Raw genomic sequence first — 17,612 nt, forward strand, 5'->3', positions numbered from 1 at the left:
TGCGACCGATCACTAGCATGAGCCGCATGCACGCCCCCACCCCATTTCGCCCCAACGTGCGCCAGGCATTTGCACGGTTGAAGAGCCCCGCCCTCAGGACCGACCAAGAGGCGGTGCTGTTCTCGCTCAAATGCCTGCTCGCCGCGTCGCTGGGGCTGTATGTCTCTCTAAGGATCGGCCTGAATCGCCCGTTCTGGGTGATCGGCACGGTCTATCTGGTGTCGCAGCCCCTTTCCGGGGCGACGCTCAGCCGCGGCCTGTTCCGCCTGCTCGGTACCGTGGGCGGGGCCATCGCCACCGTCGCGCTGGTGCCACGCTTCGCCAATGCGCCCCTGGTGCTGAGCGCCGCGCTGGCCACGTGGATGGCGCTGTGCCTGTATCTGGCGATGCTCGACCGCACGCCACGTGCGTACGCGTTCCTGCTGGCCGGCTATACCACCAGCCTGATCGGGTTTCCTGCGGTGATGGTGCCGGGAGACGTGTTCACCATCGCCATCACGCGGGTGCAGGAAATCTCCATCGGCATCCTGGCCGCCACCCTGGTACATGCGTTGGTGCTGCCGCGCCGGGTCTCGATGCGCGTGCACGCGCGGGTTGCCGCCGTGCTGGATGATGCGGAACGATGGACACGCGACATGCGCGCCGGTGCATCGGACACGGTGCTGGCGTCGGACCGCTCGAAAGTGGCAGCCGACCTGCTCGAGCTGCATGTACTGTCGATCCACCTGCCCTTCGACAGCGCCCATGGCGTGGCCCAGGTGCAGATCCTGCGTGCCCTGCATGACCGGATGCTGGACGTACTGATGCTCTCCAGCGCGGTGGAAGATTCCCTCGCCCGGCTGCGCTCACCCCAGGCCAGCGCGATGGATGCAACAGGCTGGCGCGATCTGCTGCAGGCCGGCCTCGCCGCGCAACAGGCCGAACTCGACCTCGCCCACGCCGACTGCCGCGTGCTGCAGGCGCAACTGCACACTGCCCGCCCCGACTGGCACCGGCATGTACCTGCTCGCCTTGCGCGACATGCGCAGGGTGCGGTACTTCACCGGGATCATCGGCTTGCCCTGCGCAGCGCGCTGGGCGCGTTCGTCGGCATCCTGCTGAGCTGCGTGCTGTGGATCATTACTGGCTGGCCGGAGGGCGCCACGGCGGTGTCCATCATCGGCACTGCATGCGTCCTGTTCGGCACCCTCGAAGCGCCGGCACCGCATGTCATGCGCTATCTGCTGGGGTCGTTGATTGGCGTTGCCGTCGGCCTGCTCTACGGTCTGCTGATCTTCCCCGCGCTGTCCGATTTCGTCGGCCTGATTGCCGCGCTCGCGCCTGCGCTGCTGCTGTGCGGATCGTTCCTGGCCCGGCCATCCTTCATCATGGCTGCGCTGGGCGTGGTGCTGACGTTTCCGCTCATCGCGGGACTGGGCGCGACCAATACGGTCAACATCGTCGGCGCACTCAACAACAGCGTTGCATTGTTCGTCGGTACGGCAATGGCACTGTGCAGCATGCAGTTGTTCCAGACCGCCGATGCGGGCCGCAACCGCGCACGGCTGGAGCGTTCGATCCGTCGGGACATCGCACGACACGCCGCCGGACAAGGTGATATGACCCGCGCCTGGCTCAGCCGCATGCTGGATCGAATCGGGCTGCTCGCTCCCAGGTTGCAGGGCCGTTCCAACGCAGCACACGACCTGCGAGCGTTGTTTGCGGACGTTCGTGCGGCACGTGCATCCAGCCAATTCCGCACACTGAACAAGTGCCTGGACGACCCGCACGTTCGGGCGCTTCACGCGGCGCTGATCGAACGCGTCACCGCACATTTCAGGATTCGCGCCCACTCACCACGCAGTGTCGACGCCCATCTTCTGGAACTGGTGGACCGCGTGCGCGAGGCAGCGGCAGCCAGCGCCGAGGCCGATCAAGGGTATCTGCTGCACCTGCTCTGCGGGTTGCGCCGCGACCTGCTGGTCCCCCCGCTCGCCCATCGACACTGACAGCATGCTCCCTGATCTTTCCATTGATGGCGTGCTCATTCCCGGCCTGCTCGCCGTGGCCGCCGCTGCGCTGGCGCTGTCGGTGCTGACCTCACGTCTGCTCGCCAGCCTCGGTCTGTACCGGCTGCTCGTCGCGCGGCCGCTGGTGGGCCTGTCCCTGTTCGTGATCCTGGCGGAGCTGATGATCCGGCTCTCGCCCCTGCTCGAGAAATGAAATGAAACACCTGCTTGCTGTCATCGGGCGCTGGAGCGCAACGCTGGGCGTGTGTGCGCTTGCCGCCATTGCCGCGCTCTCCATCTGGAATCGTTACGAAATGCGCCCGTGGACGCGGGATGGGCGGGTGCGCGCCGATGTGGTGCGCGTTGCATCGGACATGGGGGGGCTGGTGACCCAGGTGCTGGTGCACGACAACCAGCGGGTGAGCGCCGGACAGCTGCTGCTGGTACTGGATCAACCGCGCTTCGCTGCCGCGCTTGAGAAGGCCGACGCAGCGGTCAGCAGTGCACGCGCGACGCTGGCGCTGGCCCGCCGCGAATCGACGCGGGACAACGCACTTGGCAACCTGGTCGCCTCGGAAACACGCGAACGCAATGCTGCCAAGGTCGATACCGAGCTGGCTGCGCTGGCGCAGGCACGGGCCGAACAGCGCGTTGCCCAGCTCAACGTGCAACGCACCGAGGTGCGCGCGACCACCGATGGCATCATCACCAACCTGGACCTGCACGCGGGCGACTACCTGCAACCCGGTGCGCAGGCGCTGGCGCTGATCGACACCCGCAGCCTGCGAATCGAGGGCTACTTCGAGGAAACCAAACTGGCCTGCATCACCGAGGGCGATGCCGCCGTGGCCCGACTGATGGGCGACGACCGCGACGTCCGCGGACACGTGGACACCATCGCCGCCGGCATTGCCGACGATCAGCGCTCAAGCACCCACAACCTGCTGCCGGCCGTGGCGTCGACCTACACCTGGGTCAGGTTGGCACAGCGCATCCCGGTACGCATCCATATCGATGATGCTCCGCCGGATACGCGTCTGATCGTGGGTCGCACTGCGAATGTGACCATCACGCCCTCGGCACGGGGAGCCTGCAAGTGAGCGTGCGAACAGTGCGTGGTGGGCTGCTTGCCCTGCTGCTGCCGATGACGGCCTGCGTGTCCGGCCCCGACTATCACCTGCCGGCGAGCGCTGTCGCAGCCTCCCCACGGGCGGCGCGGGCCTTTGTCTCGGGCCAGGAGGCATCGTTCAGCCACGACGCGCCACCGGATCGATGGTGGCAACTATATGGCGACCCCCAGCTAGACGCCCACGTGCGCGAAGCACTGGCGGCCAATACCGACCTGCGCGCCGCCGATGCCAACCTTCGGCGCGCCAGCGCAACCGTGCTGGAGTACCGCGCGCGCGGCTCCGTGCAGGCCGAAGTGGATGCGTCGGGCACGCTCACCCATGCCGGTGGTTACACCCAGGCGTCGGCCGCACCGCAATCCTATGCGCTGGGCCTCCACCTCTCCTATCCGCTGGATCTCGCAGGCGGCATCCGCCGCGGCATCGAGGCCGCCAACGCAGACGCGGAGGCTGTCGCTGCGGCACGGGACCAGGTCCGCGTGGTCGTCGCTGCTGCCGTCACCCGTGCCTACCTCCGGGTGTGCACCAGCAATCACACGCTCACCGCAACCCGGCAAGTGCTGGCGATACAGCGCGCCACGCTGGAGGCAACCCGGCGCCTGGCTGCAGGTGGGCGCGGAACGGACTTCGATGTCAGCCGTGCCGGTGCCGCCGCCAACCGCAGCGCAGCGGGGATACCGCACCTGCTGGCCGAACGCCAGGCCACACTGTTCGAACTGGCCGCATTGATGGGCAGGCTCCCGGCAGACTATCCCAGGGAGGCCGAAGCGTGCCCGCAGCCCCCTGAGCTGGAGCAGGCGCTGCCGGTCGGTGACGGCTGGCAGCTGCTCCAGCGGCGCCCTGACATACGCGCAGCCGAACGCAGCCTGGCCGCCGCAACTGCAATGATCGGCGCCGAGACGGCGGGTCTCTATCCGCAGATCACCCTGGGCGCCTCTTCGGGCGTGGCCGGCACACCGGCGCATCTGCTGTCGGCTGACGGCTTCGGTGCGAGCACCGGCCCCGTGCTGTCATGGCACTGGCCCAACCGCCGCGTGGCGAAGGCCCGCATCGCTGCGGCCGGTGCCAATGCAGATACAGCTCTCGCGTCCTTTGACAGCATTGTGCTGCAGGCATTGCGCCAGACCGAGACCGCACTTTCTGCCTGCACACAGGAGCTCGAACGCGAGCACAGCCTGGCGCAGGCGCGGATGGACGCAGCGCGGGCCGCCGGGCAGGCACAGCAGCTCTACCGATTCGGCAGGATCGATTTTCTCGATGTGCTTTCGGCCCAGGCCGCGCTGGCAGATGCGGAGTCCGCGTTGGCCACCTCGCGCGCGCAGCGCATTGACCGCCAGATGGATCTTTTCCTGTCCTTGGGTGGTGGCTGGGCCACAACGGATTCAGCCTCGGGCGGGGTCCAGTGACCCGTTGCCTGGCAGCGACTGCAGGCCGCGCCGTCTGTTCAGAAAAGTACCGCCTACACCCGTATTCATTCACATGGATTGCCCTATATTCCCGCCACAGCGCCGCATGCTGCGGCCATGACGGAGGCGTCTCCATGAAGACCACACGTTTGCTTGCCATCGCATTGAGCGCAGCCACCGCGTTGACCGCGGCCCCCGCGTTCGCCGATCCGCCGCACCACGCCCGCGGCAACGGCCCGCCCCCGCATGCGGGCGGCCCGCATAACCGTGATGCGCCGCCGCCGGGCTGGCAGAAGAAGGCCTGGCGACGTGGCGAGCGCCTGTCGTGGGCCGAAGTGGACCGCCGCTACTGGGTAGACGATTACGCGCGCTATGACCTGCGCGAGCCGGGCCGCGACCGGCGCTGGGTGCGGCAGTCGGACAACGAGTACTTGTTGGTGGAGATTGCCACCGGGCTGATCATCGATGCGCTGCATCGCTGAAGCGACCTGCAGCGTCCCCACACGGAGCGATTGACTTCGGTGCGGACAACTTACGACCGGGGTCACCCCGGTTGGCGGCGCCTGTGCCCACTGCGCCCAATGTGCTTGCGTGACGGCCCGGCATTCATGCCGGGCCGCAGTGCGCCGTCAAACTCTCCATGAGGTGCAGGATGCGCAATGGAATGGGACCGAAACTGGTGATCGCCTGCCTGGCGCCCTCGCTGTTGCCCCAGCGGCGGCAACAGCGGCCGCAACGCCGGGCGATCGTGGGCAGGACTTCGTGCAGACACAGGCCATCGCAGCGCGCTGCCAAAAGACCCTGCCCGGCCTGGAACTGCAGCTGCAGGAGGGCCGCAAGCACTGGCTGTCGACACTCGACGCTGCCCAACTGCAGGCCGCCGAGGCCTATGCCAGCAGCCAGGAAGGCAAGGCTCTGGAAAAGGGTGTGGAGCAGGATGCCTCCCGGGCCTTCGGTCGCACCCCCCTGTCCGCGGCAGCGACCTGCGTTGGCCTGCTCGCCGAGTACGGCCCGGCCCATCCGCTGCCTGCCGCCACGGCAATGCCGGCCGACCGGGTGCAGCACTACAGCTGCACTTTGCGCCGATGGCGCTGGCCCGGTTGCAGTGCGCCCGCCTGGAGGACATCGACGTGACAGCCCAGCCCGACGGTTCGGAAACCTGGCAGTACCGGGCCTGCGGCCGGACCGAATCCGTTCGCATGGCCCCGCTCGGACAGAACTGGTCGATGAGCGATGCGGACCGCAATCGCCTGTTCGACGCGCTCACCGGGTAGGTTGGACTGCACGCAAGGACGATGTATCCACCCGCCTACGGACGGTGATGCGCCAGCGCCGCCTCCCATCCTCAGGACCCCATGATGCCCAACGCACGTGTACGCTTCGCCGCCCTCGCCCTCTTGCTCCCGGCATGCCTGCCGGCCTACGCCGCACAGAACGCACCCGCCGACGTCAAGGCCATCGAACAGGTGATCGAATCATTCCGCATCTCGCTGATCAACAAGGACAAGCCGACCTACATGGGCCTGTTCTTCTCCGACAAACCCGAAGACATCGGCTGGCAGTACGTTTCCGAAGATGTGCGCCTGCAGGACATCCGCAAGGCCAAGCCCGATGCGATCAAGGCGCGGCGGATTCCTTCCAACAACTTCATTGCGCTGATCGACGGCGTCGTTGCCTCGCCGAAACCGACGGAAGAGAAGTTCTCCAACACGAAGATCGAGACCGATGGCGACGTGGCCTCGGTGTCGTTTGACTACAGCTTCCACGACGATGGCGTGAAGACCAACTGGGGCAAGGAAATGTGGCAGCTGGTCCGCACCGAGCGGGGCTGGAAGATCTTCTCGGTGATCTATTCGATCCGCGATTCACGCAGCCCGGCCGAATAAGTGATCTGTCAGACTGGTGCCCACCGTACACCCACGCCAGCCAGACCCGATGACACGGATTGCAGACCTCAACGCCGACCAGCTCGCCCACCACGCGCTCAACATCTTCATCGCCCAGGGCCGTCACGTGGAAGGCGCACGCGTGATCTACCGGGCGCTGCAACTGGACCCGCATCATCCCGGTGCGCTTCGCTGCCTGAGCGATTTCCTGGCCCACGAGGGCACCGAGCCCTTCGCGGCAGTCACGCTGGAACACGCCCTGTCCGGTGCCGTTCCACTGAATGGCGATGCGCGCCGGACGCTGGATGACCTGCGTTTCCTCGATATCTGGTCGTGGGGCTTCTCCCGCCACAACTCGGGAGAGACGAACCTCAGTGGCGAAGCGTTCAAAAGCCGCGAGGATTTCGTGTTCGATGGCCCGGCCTATGCGGCCTTCCTCAACACGGTTACCGAGCCGGCCGGTTCGTTGCAAGGCGCCTTCCAGGCCGCGGTCCGCATCTGCGGGCTGATGTCCGGCCTGCTGCGCCATGCGGAGAAGGACAATCCGGCGTTCGATGACGTGCTGCGTTCTTCCGACTTCGTCGAGACCGAGGCGTACCCGGCATGGCTGGCCTCGCCGACTGATGAGCTGGACACCCTCGACCAGACCATCCAGGCGCAGCGCCAAGCCGGCTGAAGGAAAATCCAACGGGCGTCCGACGCTTTCCCGACGCCCGCCTGCACATCCTGTCGTGAGGTCAATTCATGGCAGGACCGGCATGCAGCCACCTCACCCCAGGGATAGCGGCAAGTACCCGCACGGCAAGACCGGGATTCGCCGCATCTTCCATACGCTGATCCATTCGCGCGATGGCTTCATCGCCACCTTCCGTGGCGAAGCCGCCTTCCGGCAGCTGTTGCTGCTGCATGCACTGCTGATCGCCACCGCGTTCCTGCTGGACATCAGCCGGGTCGAACGCGCCGTGGTGCTGGCGGTCTGCTTCATCAGCCTGCTGGTGGAACTGCTCAACTCGGCCATCGAAGCGGTGGTCGACCGCATCTCGCTTGACCACCACCCACTGTCCAAGAACGCCAAGGACATGGGCAGCGCCGCACAGACCACCGCACTGCTGATGGTCGGCACGGTGTGGGGCGTGATCCTGCTGGGCTAGCTCACGCCGAGCCGCCGGGCATGACCCGGCGCGCCCCTGGGCGGAGGTATTACTGCGTGGCCAGGGCGAAATCCAGGCCCGCGCACACCGCCGCCACCTGGGCGTCGTTGCATTCCTGCGGATTGGTGCGCGGGCTGTCCGGGTAGACCTCGGTGGTGGTGGCAAAGCGCGCGTCGGTGAAGCCGGCGCAGGCGCCGATCGAGCGCGACTCGCCCCAGACCACGCCCGGCGACTGCAGCGGCAGGCCGACCAGGTTGCCCTCGGCGTCGGCCGGGGCGATGTGGGTGACCGGGGCGACGGCGGTGATCAATGCCTTCTGGAACTCGGCCTGCGGATCTTCGCTGTTGCCGATCACATAGAAGCCATCCGGAATGGTGTCGCGCTCGAACGGCTTGCCGTCGCGGGCGCAGCGCGCCGGATCGAACTCGTGCAGGTCGCTGTCGGTGGTCTCGTGCAGGTCCAGGTGCACCAGCAGGTTCGGCTTGCGCTCGGCCACCCAGCGCATCAGCGCGGCGGCCTCTTCGATCTGGCCGCCGTCACGGAAGCTGCGGTTGGGGTCGATCGCATCCGGGTTCCAGCGCTGGATGCGCTCGTAGCCCCACGGGCTGACGCACGGCGCCACGATCAGATTCAGCCGGCCCAGGTAACGCTCGGCCTGCTGTTCCAGGAACTGCAGCGCGCCGTGCACGCCGCTGGTCTCGTAGCCATGCACGCCACCGGTGATCAGCGCGGTCGGCAGCGCCGGGTTCCAGTCGTGGTTGACCACGGCGAACAGCGGGTAATGGTCAGGTGCATAGTCCAGCTGACCGTACTGGATTACATCGAAGCTGTCGTCCAGGCGTTCAAGGGCGGCCACCACGTCGTCGTGGTAGCTGCGCTGACGCTGCTGGCGCGCCCGCCACTGTGCGCGTTCCGCGTCGCCCCAGGGCTGTCCGGGGGTGCCGATCGGGTAGAACTGCGCAACAGTCATTGGGTACTCCAAGGGTCGAACGGGATGGGTGCAGCCGGTCATTCTAAGCCTTGTCGCGCCTGCGGGTCCCCTCCCCCGGCCCCGCCTTCATCCAGGCCGGGTCATCTGGTTGTAAAATCAACGGTTTTTGGCCCCTCACCCCTTGATGGCGAAAGCAGCGCAGCCGGTCCTGGGTGGACCGGAATTCCTCCGCCTGCTCGCCCGTCTCAGCGACGGCGCGATGCCGGCCAGCAGTCCCGCCCTGACCGATCGCCTCGGCCAGTGGGTGGACTGGAGCCGTGCCGTGGCCCTGTCCGGGGCGCTCGGCGGACGCCTGCCCGAGCCCGGTGAGGCCACCGAAGCGGCCGAGGATGTACTGGACGACTGCGCCCAGGCCCATGCCAGCCTGCTGGCCTCGATCAGTGAGGACGCCGAGGCCGAGCGCCTGCTGGACCTGGCCGAAGCCGCCGCCGCACCCAATTTCGCCTCGCTGCGCCAGCGCTACCGGGTGCTGCAGCAGGCCATCCAGACCGCCACCGGGCGCCTGCGCGGCCGCCTGCGCGACCAGCTGGTGCAGGTTTCGCCCGAGCTGGCACGGCTGGCCGAGGTCGATGCGGTGATGGAACAGACCCTCACCCCGCGCGAGCACAGCCTGCTGGCCACTGCGCCGGCGGTGCTCAGCGCCCGTTTTGAACGCGTGCACGGCCAGCCCGGCTGGCGCGCGGCCTTCCGCCATGACATGCGCACCCTGCTGCTTGCCGAGCTGCAGCTGCGCTTCCACCCGATCGAAGGGCTGCAAGACGCCCTGCGCTCCCACTGACCGGAACACCATGTCCAGAACTGCTTTCCATGTCGTTGTTTTCCTTGTCGGCCTGCTGGCCGTGTGCTGGATCGGCATTGGCTACGTTTCGGTGCATCCGCTGGGTGCAGCGGTGGCGGCGATCATCGCGGCCTGCTACATCGCCGGTGGCGTGGAGCTATACCGCTACCGCCAGGCCAGCAACGGCCTGCGCAGCGCACTGAGTGACCTGTCCAGCGCGAAGGAGAGCCTTGCGCCCTGGCTTGAACGCGTACCGGTGGGCCTGCGCAACCCCGTGCGCCTGCGCGTGGAAGGCGAGCGCACCGCCCTGCCCGCGCCGGTGCTGACCCCGTACCTGGTTGGCCTGCTGGTGCTGCTGGGCATGCTCGGCACCCTGCTGGGCATGATGGACACGCTGCGTGGCACCGGCCTGGCCCTGCAGAGCGCGACCGACATGGCCGCCATCCGCGGCTCGCTTGCCTCGCCGGTGCAGGGTCTGGCGGTGGCATTCGGCACCTCGATCGCCGGTGTGGCCAGCTCGGCCATGCTCGGCCTGCTGGCCGCGCTGCTTCGCCGTGACCGGCTGCAGGCCGTGCAGCAGCTGGACCGCGCCATTGCCGGCGACCTGCATCCGTATTCGCAAGCCTGGCAGCGCGCCGAATCGCTGCGCCTGCTGCAGGCACAGTCCGCCGCGCTGCCGGCGCTGGTCGACCGCCTGCAGGCGATGACCAGCACCTTCGAACAGCACAGTGCGGCCGCCAATGAGCGCCTGCTGGCCGGCCAGGCCGAGTTCCTGACCCAAAGCCAGGCGCTGCAGGAACGCCTGGCCGTCTCGCTGCAGCAATCGCTGCGCGAAGGTGCCGAGGCCAGCGCCGCCGCCATCGGTGGCGCGCTGCAGCCGATGGCCGAGACCACGCTGGCCGGACTGGCCCACCATGGTGAGGCGCTGCATGCCCGTGTCGAACAGGCGGTGCAGCAGCAGTTGTCTGGCCTGAGCGAAGGATTCGAGCGCAGCCGCGTCGCCACCGAAGCCAGCTGGGCCAAGGTGGTGAGCGAGCAGACCCAGGCACAACAGACGCTGGTGAGCGATCTTCGCCAGCACCTGCAGGCCTTCAGCGATGGCCAGGGCACGCATGCCGAAGCACTGGTCGCGCGCATCGGCGAGCGCCTGCAGGCCGATGCCAGCGGCAATGCCGAGGCCTGGCGCGCCGCCGCCGAGCAGCAGCAGGCACTGAACAGCGCGCTGGTCGAACGCCAGCAGCAGGCGTTGCTGGCCGCCAGCGAGCATCTGGACGCGCGTGCGCAGGCGCTGCTGCAGGCACTGGAACAGCACCACAGCACCAGCCAGGCGCTGCTGCAGGATCACGAACTGCAGCGTTCGCAGCAGTGGCACGCCGCGCAGGCCGCCGCCGCGACCGCGCACGCCGAACTGCAGGCCAGCCTGGACAGCCGCGAGCAGCAGCGCCAGGCGCGCTGGGATGCGGTCAGTGCCGAACTGCAGCAGGCCCACGCGGCACTGCAGGCCCAGCTGCAAGCCGGCGACGAACAGCGCCTGCAGCGCTGGAGCGATGCCTTGCAGCATGTTTCCACCGACCTGGCCGAGCGCCTGCAGGCCAACGGCGAACGCCTGGCCGCGCAGCAGCAGCAGGTCTGCGACACGCTGGCCGAGACCGCACAGCAGATTGGCGAGAACGGTCGCGCACAGGCCAGCGCCACGCTGGCCGAAGTGTCTACCCTGCTGCAGACCGCCGCCGCCGCGCCCAAGGCTGCTGCCGACGTCATCAACGAGCTGCGCAGCACGCTGTCCGAGAGTCTTGTGCGTGACAACGCGATGCTGGAAGAACGCGGTCGCCTGCTGGCCACCGTGCAGACCCTGCTGGATGCAATCAACCACGCCTCGCACGAACAGCGCACGGCGGTGGACGCGCTGGTCGGCGGTTCGGCCGAGCTGCTGGAACGCGTCGGCAACCGCTTCACCGACCATATCGCCGCCGAGACCGGCAAGCTGGATGGCATTGCCGCGGCGCTCAATGGCAGCGCCGGTGAAGTGGGCCAGTTGGCCGGCACCTTCGGCGACGCGGTCGCGCAGTTCGGCAATGCCTCCACCGAGCTGTCCGGCCGCCTGGAACAGATCGGCGGTGCGCTGGATGCCTCGCTGGCGCGCAGCGACGAGCAGCTGGCCTACTACGTGGCGCAGGCGCGCGAGGTGGTCGACCTCAGCCTGCTGTCGCAGAAGCAGGTGATGGAAGAACTGCAGCAGCTGGCCACGCGCCGCGGCAAGGCCGGTAGCGCATGAGCGACGAGCTGGAGGTCGATGGCGGCTCGCACGCCCCGATCTGGGCCGCCTTTGGCGACCTGATGTCGGTGCTGTTGGGCGCGTTCGTGCTGATCCTGGTCGGCGTGGTTGCCGTGCAGCTGGAACTGTCGCAGCGGCTGGACCAGGAAGTGAAGCAGCGCCAGGCCGAAGCCAAGCGACTGCAGACGCTGGAACAGGCGCTGGCGGGCCCGCTGGCCGCCGGTCGCGTGACGCTGGTGGATGGCCGCATCGGCATCAGCGGCAGCGTGCTGTTCGCGCTGAACTCCGACCAGCTGCAGCCGGAAGGCCAGGAGCTGCTGCGCAGCCTGGCCGCACCGCTGGCCGCCTACCTGGGCACGCGCGAAGAGATCCTGATGGTCAGCGGCTTCACCGATGACGCGCCGGTACGCGAAGGCAACCGGCGTTTCGCCGACAACTGGGAGCTGTCGGCGCAGCGGTCGCTGACCGTGACCCGCACCCTGATCGCCGACGGCGTTCCAGCCGATGCGGTATTCGCCGCCGCGTTCGGCAGCGAGCAGCCGGTCAGCTCCAATGCGAGCGAGGACGGCCGCGCGCGCAACCGCCGCGTGGAGATCGCGCCGATTCCCAAGCCCAAGGCCCCGGATGCCAAGTAAGCCGCCCGCACTGGAGGGCCTGCGCGCACTGGTGCGCGACCTTGATGCGGGGTCGCGCTCGCTGCCGCATTACCCGCAGGTGCCGATGCTGCAGCAGGTGCAGCGCGAGTGGTCGGAACTGCGCAGCGAACTGCAGGTGCGCCGTTCGCTGCGCACCGAGGCCCCCGCCGATGGCGGCCCGCTGAATTCGGCGGTGCTGGTGCAGCGCATGCTGGACACCATGCAGGCCACCAGCCCCGGTTATCTGCGCCACTTCATTGACTACGTGGATACTTTGTCCTGGCTGCAGGCGCTGCAGGATGGTGCCGCCAGCGGCGGTGATACCGCGAAGCCAAAGCGCACGCGCAAGCCGCGCAACGCGGGTTGATCGCACATTAACGCCGCCCTCGTTCGGCGCTGCCTGAACCGATAGGCCTGACCTGCCCTGGTAGATGCCAACCTTGGTTGGCGCTCCTGCGACAGAGCAGCGCAGCGTCTGTTCGACGCTGCGCATGCCAATCAAGATTGGCATCTACCAATGCATGCGTCCGCATGCCACGCGCATAGCAGTGTCACCAGACAGTCATCTGTCTAGCGCACCATTTTCACGTTGACCCACGGCGTCTGCAACGCCCGCCGGTCGCATCGGTTGTCTCCCCTTTTGAACTCCATGAGCTCCGCGCCCGTGCGGTGGCTCGTGCCTGCCTGAGTGTCCGTAACATGACGAAGACTTTGTTGGCCGCTGCACTGTCCCTGGCGCTCGCTCCCGCGGCCTGGGCGCAGGATGCTGCCCCGACCTCCACTGGCACGTCCGCCACCGACCTCGATGCGGTTTCGGTGATCGGCAGCGGTGAAGCGCGCCAGGTGCAGCGCATCACCCGCGAGAACCTCGACATCCTGCCGCCGGGCACCAGCCTGCAGAAGACACTCAATCTACTGCCGGGCGTCAACGCGCAGTCGGCCGATGCACTGGGCACCAACGAGCAGTCGATGACCCTCAGCCTGCGCGGCTTCAACTCCACCCGCCTCGGTTACACGCTCGACGGCGTGCCGCTGGGCGACGGTGCGTACAACAACTACAACGGCCTGACCATCAACCGTGCGCTGATCAGCGAGAACATGGCCGACGCGGAGCTGGCGGTGGGCATCGGCAGCCTCGGCACGCCGTCCACCAGCAACCTCGGCGGCACTATTTCCTATACCTCCGACCGCCCGGCCAAGGAACTCGGCGGCCGCGTGGTGCAGACCTTCGGCAGCGATGCCAACCGCCGCACCTTCGTGCGCGTGGACAGCGGCGAGTACAACGGTTTCTCCGGCTACGTCTCCGGCATGAATGCCGTCTCCGATCTGTGGAACGACCAGACCGCCTACAACAAATCCATCACCAAGCAGTTCAACGCCAAGGGCGTGTGGAACTTCGGCCGCGGCCAGATCACCGGCTTCGTCGATACCTCGCGCACCACCCAGGCGGACTACTTCTACCTGTCCAAGGACGAGATGTCGCGCGGGCTGGGCTGGGACTGGGGCGGCTACGCGCCGGACTGGAACAAGGCCGTGGCCAAGGCCTACTGCAACACCGCCAGCTTCAATGCGAAGAAGTGCGACAGCAGCGGCCCGGGCAAGGACGCCGATGGCGCCTTCACCGCCGGGCAGATCCTGCGTGACGACAACCTGTACTATCTGGCCGGCGACTTCTTCCTGGCCGATGGCTTCAGCCTGCGCGCCCTGGCCTACCACCACGATGACCGCGGCGAAGGCCACAACTGGAACAGCGGCGCCTGGTCGAACAAAGGCACCGCGCAGGAGATTCCGATCATCTTCCGCAACACCATCTACACCATCGACCGCGATGGCGGCACGCTGTCGTTCGACTGGGAGCTGGGCGCGCACCGCATCGAAGGCGGCGTCTGGTACGAGCGCAACACCAGCAGTGCCGAGCGCTACCAGACCGCCGTGGATGGCCCGCGCGACCTGAGTGGCATGAACACCCTGCCCTCCGATGTGGGCGTGTTCGCCCAGCGCACGCGCTGGAAGACCCATCAGTTCTTCCTGAAGGACACCTGGCGCCTGCTTGATGACCGCCTGACCCTGGAGTTCGGTGCCAAGAGCCCGCACGCCACCTCCGATGCACAGGCACTGCCGGGCGACGCGAAGACGCCGATCTCGCCGACCTCCAACAACCAGTTCGCCACCGGTTCGTTGAAGGCCAGCAAGAATTTCCTGCCCAGCATCGGCGCCAACTTCCGCCTGACCGAGCACCACGAAATCTTCGCCAGCTACGCCGAGAACATCGCCATGTTCCAGGGTGGGTTCAAGCTGGGCCCGCAAGCGGTCAGCCAGGCGACCTGGAACGCTCAGGGCAATCTGAAGCCGGAGGAATCGCGCTCATTCGAAGCCGGCTACCGCTTCGTCACCGATACCCTGCAGGCCTCGATCGCGGCCTACAGCGTGCGCTTCGACAACCGCCTGCTGCAGTACAACCCCTGTGATTCGCGCCAGCCGGTGGGTCCGACCTGCGGCAACCGCTTCTACAACGTAGGCGGCGTCGACAGCCGCGGCGCCGAGCTGACCGTGCTGTGGACCCCGAACAAGCACTTCAGCTGGTACACCTCGGCCTCGCTGAACCGTTCGACCTACGCCTCCAACTACGTGCAGGCCGGTGTCGAGCAGCAGATCAAGGGCAAGATCCAGACCGACACGCCCAAGCAGCTGCTGGCCACCGAGATCACCTGGCGTGACAACGGCTGGTTCGCCAGCCTGCGTGGCAAGTACACGGGCGAACGCTTCTACACCTACACCAACGACCAGGGTTTCGGCGGCTTCACCGTGTTCGATCTGGCCGGTGGCTACGACTTCGGCCAGGTCGGATTCGCCAAGGGCATGCGCCTGTCGTTCAACGTGACCAACCTGACCGACAAGCGCTACGCCAGCAACCTGGATTCGAGCGTGTTCGCACCCAGCGACCCGGCCGGCAAGCTGTACGTGTTCCATGCCTCGGCACCGCGCCAGGTGTTCGGTACGATCGACCTTCGCTTCTGATCGACCGCCCGGAGTCCACCCATGCTCGCGACCGCCCTGCTGCTGGCCACCCTCTCCGCCAGCGGATACTCCGCACCACATGAGGCCAGTGGTGCGCCCCCACGCACCCTGCAGCTGGGTGGTCGTACCTATGTGGACAAGGGCCTGGTCGCGGCCGGGCGGCTGCCGGCAGGCACGGTGGACTTCCTCGGCGACACGCTGGGCTCGTTCTCGTCGCTGGCGGTGCAGCCCGGCACCTGGAAGCGCACCGCCAGCGGCTACGAAGGCGTGCTGTGGACCCTGCCCGACCGCGGTCGCAATGATCCCGAGGCCGGCCTGTTCTACGACTACGCCGGTCGCGTGGAGCGCATGCAGCTGCGCATCGACGTTACCCCGGGCAAGCCTGCGCTTGGCACGCTGAGCATGGTGCCCGACAAGGGCGTGGTACTTAAGGATTTCAACGGCCAGCCCTTCACCGGTGCCGACCCGGGCGACCACACGATCACCCAGCGCGAGGTGGTGTTGCCCTCGCCGGCCAGCGGCGCAGGCGCGGGCAAGGTCTCGCTGGATGCGGAGTCTCTGCAGTTCACCGCCGATGGCCATTTCTACATCGGCGATGAGTACACCGCCAACGTCTACTACTTCGATGCGCAGGGCCAGCTGCAGGGCGTGATCATGGCGCCGCCGGCGATCCGTCCGCAGCGCGATGGCAAGCCCGCCTTCGGTTCGCTGGCGGCGCCGCAGACTGGGCGCCGCAACAACCAGGGCGTGGAAGGCATGGGCCTGTCCCCCGACGGTACCCGCCTGTTCGTGGCCCTGCAGAGCGCGACGCTGCAGGACAGCGCAAAAGGCAACGCGGCCGGGCGCATCAACACCCGCGTGCTGGTCTACGACGTGACGGCCTCGCCGACGCCGCAGCAACCGATCGGCCATTACGTGATGGCCCTGCCCGCCTATGCACACGACGGCAAGGGCAAGCTGGACCGTACCGCCGCGCAGAGCGAGCTGCGTGCACTGGATGCCCACCGCTTCCTGCTGCTGGCCCGCGATGGCAACGGTCTGGGCAAGGACGGCGACGATCCGATCGTCTACAAGTCAGTGTTGCTGGTGGATGTGGCCGATGCCAGCAATCTGGCCGGCAGCACCTACGAAACCGGCACGACCTCGGTACTGGCTGATCCCACCGGTACCACGTTGAGGGCAGGCATCGTGCCCGCACGCAGCGACGAACTGCTGAACCTGCTCGACCGCCCCCAACTTGCGCGTGCCGGGCTGGACCTGGACACGAAGCGCGGCCCACATGCCGGGTTGCTCTCGGAAAAGTGGGAGGCCATGGACGTGCTGCCAGCGCTGGACCCGCAGCATCCGAACGACGTGCTGTTGCTGATCGGCAACGACAATGACTTCATCGCCCGCCACTGCCGCATGCAGGGCCAATCCTGCGACAGCCCGTTCGACAACGACAACCGCGTGCTGGTGTACCGCCTGACCCTGCCCTGACTGCAACGGGTTGTGCCGGCCGCTGGCCGGCAACCGCCATGTTCGAACCCCTGGTAGTGCCGGCCGCTGGCCGGCATCACGTCCAGGCCGACCACGCATGCGGGTACTCGCCAATCTGCTGGGCAATCCCGGCGCGCACCGGATTCGCCAGGATGTATAGGGCTTGCCGCGCCAGCGACTCCTCAGCCCTCACCGCAACCGGTAGTGCCGGCCGCTGGCCGGCATCACAACCAGACCGACCACGCATGCGGGTACTCGCCAATCTGCTGGGCAATCCCGGCGCGCACCGGATTCGCCAGGATGTATAGGGCTTGCCGCGCCAGCGACTCCTCAGCCCTCACCGCAACCGGTAGTGCCGGCCGCTGGCCGGCATCACGCCCATATCGACCACGCATGCGGATACTCGCCAACCTGACGGGCAAGACCGGCGCGTACCGGATTCCCCAGGATGTACAGCGCCTGCCGCGCCAGCGACTCCTCGGCCCTCACGGCGTGGTCGAAGTAGCCAGGCTGCCACACTGTACTTCGACGACCCGCCAGGCGATTCAGGGCAAGCGCGCTCGACGACTTCATTCGGCGCGCAAGGTCTGGAAGATGAGCTGCACGCAGCTCGAACATCCAGTGGACATGATCCGGCATGACGACCCATGCGAGTGACTGTACGAGCCCGCGCTGTTCGATGTAATGAAGCTGGTCGATTACACATGCCACTGCAGCTTCGCTTTCAAAGAGCCGGCGGCGCTGATATGTGGTGGTTGTCAGAACATAGGCCTGGCCGATGATCGAGCGACGGCCCAGGCGGAGGCGATGGCTGCTCATGTGCCATGGTGGGTCCATCATTGGGCGTTGAGAGTCAGGCCAAGCCTCGACGGGTGTTG

At 67.2% G+C, this 17,612-nt stretch carries 18 protein-coding genes and 1 pseudogene; 16 read left to right on the plus strand and 3 right to left on the minus strand.

Annotation, left to right across the window (positions count from 1 at the left end):
• The first annotated feature begins 17 nt into the window (after positions 1 to 17).
• From AC3ITW_RS12875 to AC3ITW_RS12920, 10 genes are all read left to right on the plus strand, one after another.
• A complete protein-coding gene (locus AC3ITW_RS12875; protein ID WP_489389598.1) occupies positions 18 to 1,988 on the plus strand; it encodes an FUSC family protein in 1,971 nt (656 codons plus the stop codon).
• Positions 1,989 to 1,992: 4 nt separating this feature from the next.
• Entirely contained in the window at positions 1,993 to 2,202 is a 210-nt protein-coding gene (locus AC3ITW_RS12880; RefSeq protein ID WP_489389599.1) for a DUF1656 domain-containing protein, read from the plus strand.
• A 1-nt stretch (position 2,203) separates the two neighbouring features.
• On the plus strand, positions 2,204 to 3,088 hold the full coding sequence (locus tag AC3ITW_RS12885) for an HlyD family secretion protein (protein WP_012511289.1): 885 nt from the start codon (positions 2,204 to 2,206) through the stop codon (positions 3,086 to 3,088).
• Positions 3,085 to 4,521, plus strand: a complete 1,437-nt coding sequence (locus AC3ITW_RS12890; RefSeq protein WP_012511290.1) for an efflux transporter outer membrane subunit — start codon at positions 3,085 to 3,087, stop codon at positions 4,519 to 4,521. Before AC3ITW_RS12885 ends, AC3ITW_RS12890 begins: the two co-directional genes overlap by 4 nt.
• A gap of 134 nt (positions 4,522 to 4,655) precedes the next feature.
• The gene (locus AC3ITW_RS12895) at positions 4,656 to 5,003 is read left to right on the plus strand and encodes an RcnB family protein (protein WP_012511291.1); all 348 of its coding nucleotides are present in this window, start codon (positions 4,656 to 4,658) and stop codon (positions 5,001 to 5,003) included.
• 280 nt (positions 5,004 to 5,283) lie between these two features.
• Positions 5,284 to 5,655 (plus strand): hypothetical protein, encoded by a 372-nt coding sequence (locus tag AC3ITW_RS12900; protein WP_489389600.1) that lies wholly within the window; start codon positions 5,284 to 5,286, stop codon positions 5,653 to 5,655.
• A complete protein-coding gene (locus AC3ITW_RS12905) occupies positions 5,652 to 5,795 on the plus strand; it encodes a hypothetical protein (RefSeq protein WP_012511293.1) in 144 nt (47 codons plus the stop codon). The genes AC3ITW_RS12900 and AC3ITW_RS12905 overlap by 4 nt, the downstream gene beginning before the upstream one ends.
• Positions 5,796 to 5,876: 81 nt before the next feature.
• Entirely contained in the window at positions 5,877 to 6,407 is a 531-nt protein-coding gene (locus tag AC3ITW_RS12910) for a hypothetical protein (protein WP_041864535.1), read from the plus strand.
• A 49-nt stretch (positions 6,408 to 6,456) separates the two neighbouring features.
• Complete coding sequence (locus tag AC3ITW_RS12915) at positions 6,457 to 7,083, plus strand: hypothetical protein (protein WP_489389601.1); 627 nt, start codon at positions 6,457 to 6,459, stop codon at positions 7,081 to 7,083.
• Between the two features lie 82 nt (positions 7,084 to 7,165).
• A complete protein-coding gene (locus AC3ITW_RS12920) occupies positions 7,166 to 7,558 on the plus strand; it encodes a diacylglycerol kinase (protein ID WP_012511296.1) in 393 nt (130 codons plus the stop codon).
• A 49-nt stretch (positions 7,559 to 7,607) separates the two neighbouring features.
• Here the strand turns inward: AC3ITW_RS12920 and AC3ITW_RS12925 are convergent, their stop codons facing one another.
• Positions 7,608 to 8,528, minus strand: a complete 921-nt coding sequence (locus AC3ITW_RS12925) for a M14 family metallopeptidase (protein WP_006371858.1) — start codon at positions 8,526 to 8,528, stop codon at positions 7,608 to 7,610.
• 145 nt (positions 8,529 to 8,673) lie between these two features.
• Between AC3ITW_RS12925 and AC3ITW_RS12930 the strand changes: the two genes are divergently transcribed.
• The 6 genes from AC3ITW_RS12930 to AC3ITW_RS12955 all read left to right on the plus strand — a co-directional run bounded on the left by AC3ITW_RS12930 (position 8,674) and on the right by AC3ITW_RS12955 (position 16,734).
• Positions 8,674 to 9,327 carry a DUF3348 family protein gene (locus tag AC3ITW_RS12930; RefSeq protein ID WP_489389602.1) on the plus strand — a complete coding sequence of 218 codons (654 nt, stop codon included), beginning with the start codon at positions 8,674 to 8,676 and terminating at the stop codon, positions 9,325 to 9,327.
• A 10-nt stretch (positions 9,328 to 9,337) separates the two neighbouring features.
• Positions 9,338 to 11,602: a DUF802 domain-containing protein gene (locus AC3ITW_RS12935; RefSeq protein ID WP_489389603.1), complete on the plus strand. Its 2,265-nt coding sequence runs from the start codon at positions 9,338 to 9,340 to the stop codon at positions 11,600 to 11,602.
• Positions 11,599 to 12,237 carry an OmpA family protein gene (locus tag AC3ITW_RS12940; RefSeq protein WP_014037471.1) on the plus strand — a complete coding sequence of 213 codons (639 nt, stop codon included), beginning with the start codon at positions 11,599 to 11,601 and terminating at the stop codon, positions 12,235 to 12,237. The genes AC3ITW_RS12935 and AC3ITW_RS12940 overlap by 4 nt, the downstream gene beginning before the upstream one ends.
• The gene (locus AC3ITW_RS12945; RefSeq protein ID WP_489389604.1) at positions 12,155 to 12,604 is read left to right on the plus strand and encodes a DUF2894 domain-containing protein; all 450 of its coding nucleotides are present in this window, start codon (positions 12,155 to 12,157) and stop codon (positions 12,602 to 12,604) included. The genes AC3ITW_RS12940 and AC3ITW_RS12945 overlap by 83 nt, the downstream gene beginning before the upstream one ends.
• 332 nt (positions 12,605 to 12,936) lie before the next feature.
• Entirely contained in the window at positions 12,937 to 15,255 is a 2,319-nt protein-coding gene (locus tag AC3ITW_RS12950; protein WP_489389605.1) for a TonB-dependent receptor, read from the plus strand.
• A gap of 21 nt (positions 15,256 to 15,276) precedes the next feature.
• Positions 15,277 to 16,734 carry an esterase-like activity of phytase family protein gene (locus tag AC3ITW_RS12955; RefSeq protein ID WP_489389606.1) on the plus strand — a complete coding sequence of 486 codons (1,458 nt, stop codon included), beginning with the start codon at positions 15,277 to 15,279 and terminating at the stop codon, positions 16,732 to 16,734.
• A gap of 224 nt (positions 16,735 to 16,958) precedes the next feature.
• On the opposite strand, the pseudogene AC3ITW_RS12960 reads toward AC3ITW_RS12955, so the two are convergent.
• Together AC3ITW_RS12960 and AC3ITW_RS12965 are read right to left on the minus strand one after the other, a co-directional pair.
• Positions 16,959 to 17,078, minus strand: a pseudogene (locus AC3ITW_RS12960) (REP-associated tyrosine transposase); the annotation flags it as partial.
• A 28-nt stretch (positions 17,079 to 17,106) separates the two neighbouring features.
• A complete protein-coding gene (locus tag AC3ITW_RS12965) occupies positions 17,107 to 17,553 on the minus strand; it encodes an REP-associated tyrosine transposase (protein WP_489389607.1) in 447 nt (148 codons plus the stop codon).
• Positions 17,554 to 17,612 lie beyond the last annotated feature (59 nt).

The organism is Stenotrophomonas sp. KH_052 (genome assembly GCF_057838755.1).

What these genes read in the sequence shown, in the direction of transcription:
- AC3ITW_RS12910 (WP_041864535.1), top strand. Translation starts at nt 5,877, where the DNA reads ATGATGCCCAACGCACGTGTACGCTTCGCCGCCCTCGCCCTCTTGCTC.
- AC3ITW_RS12930 (WP_489389602.1), top strand. Translation starts at nt 8,674, where the DNA reads ATGGCGAAAGCAGCGCAGCCGGTCCTGGGTGGACCGGAATTCCTCCGC.
- AC3ITW_RS12880 (WP_489389599.1), top strand. Translation starts at nt 1,993, where the DNA reads ATGCTCCCTGATCTTTCCATTGATGGCGTGCTCATTCCCGGCCTGCTC.
- AC3ITW_RS12945 (WP_489389604.1), top strand. Translation starts at nt 12,155, where the DNA reads ATGCGAGCGAGGACGGCCGCGCGCGCAACCGCCGCGTGGAGATCGCGC.
- AC3ITW_RS12935 (WP_489389603.1), top strand. Translation starts at nt 9,338, where the DNA reads ATGTCCAGAACTGCTTTCCATGTCGTTGTTTTCCTTGTCGGCCTGCTG.
- AC3ITW_RS12915 (WP_489389601.1), top strand. Translation starts at nt 6,457, where the DNA reads ATGACACGGATTGCAGACCTCAACGCCGACCAGCTCGCCCACCACGCG.
- AC3ITW_RS12950 (WP_489389605.1), top strand. Translation starts at nt 12,937, where the DNA reads ATGACGAAGACTTTGTTGGCCGCTGCACTGTCCCTGGCGCTCGCTCCC.
- AC3ITW_RS12940 (WP_014037471.1), top strand. Translation starts at nt 11,599, where the DNA reads ATGAGCGACGAGCTGGAGGTCGATGGCGGCTCGCACGCCCCGATCTGG.
- AC3ITW_RS12875 (WP_489389598.1), top strand. Translation starts at nt 18, where the DNA reads ATGAGCCGCATGCACGCCCCCACCCCATTTCGCCCCAACGTGCGCCAG.
- AC3ITW_RS12925 (WP_006371858.1), bottom strand. Translation starts at nt 8,528, where the DNA reads ATGACTGTTGCGCAGTTCTACCCGATCGGCACCCCCGGACAGCCCTGG.
- AC3ITW_RS12965 (WP_489389607.1), bottom strand. Translation starts at nt 17,553, where the DNA reads ATGAGCAGCCATCGCCTCCGCCTGGGCCGTCGCTCGATCATCGGCCAG.
- AC3ITW_RS12955 (WP_489389606.1), top strand. Translation starts at nt 15,277, where the DNA reads ATGCTCGCGACCGCCCTGCTGCTGGCCACCCTCTCCGCCAGCGGATAC.
- AC3ITW_RS12895 (WP_012511291.1), top strand. Translation starts at nt 4,656, where the DNA reads ATGAAGACCACACGTTTGCTTGCCATCGCATTGAGCGCAGCCACCGCG.
- AC3ITW_RS12885 (WP_012511289.1), top strand. Translation starts at nt 2,204, where the DNA reads ATGAAACACCTGCTTGCTGTCATCGGGCGCTGGAGCGCAACGCTGGGC.
- AC3ITW_RS12920 (WP_012511296.1), top strand. Translation starts at nt 7,166, where the DNA reads ATGCAGCCACCTCACCCCAGGGATAGCGGCAAGTACCCGCACGGCAAG.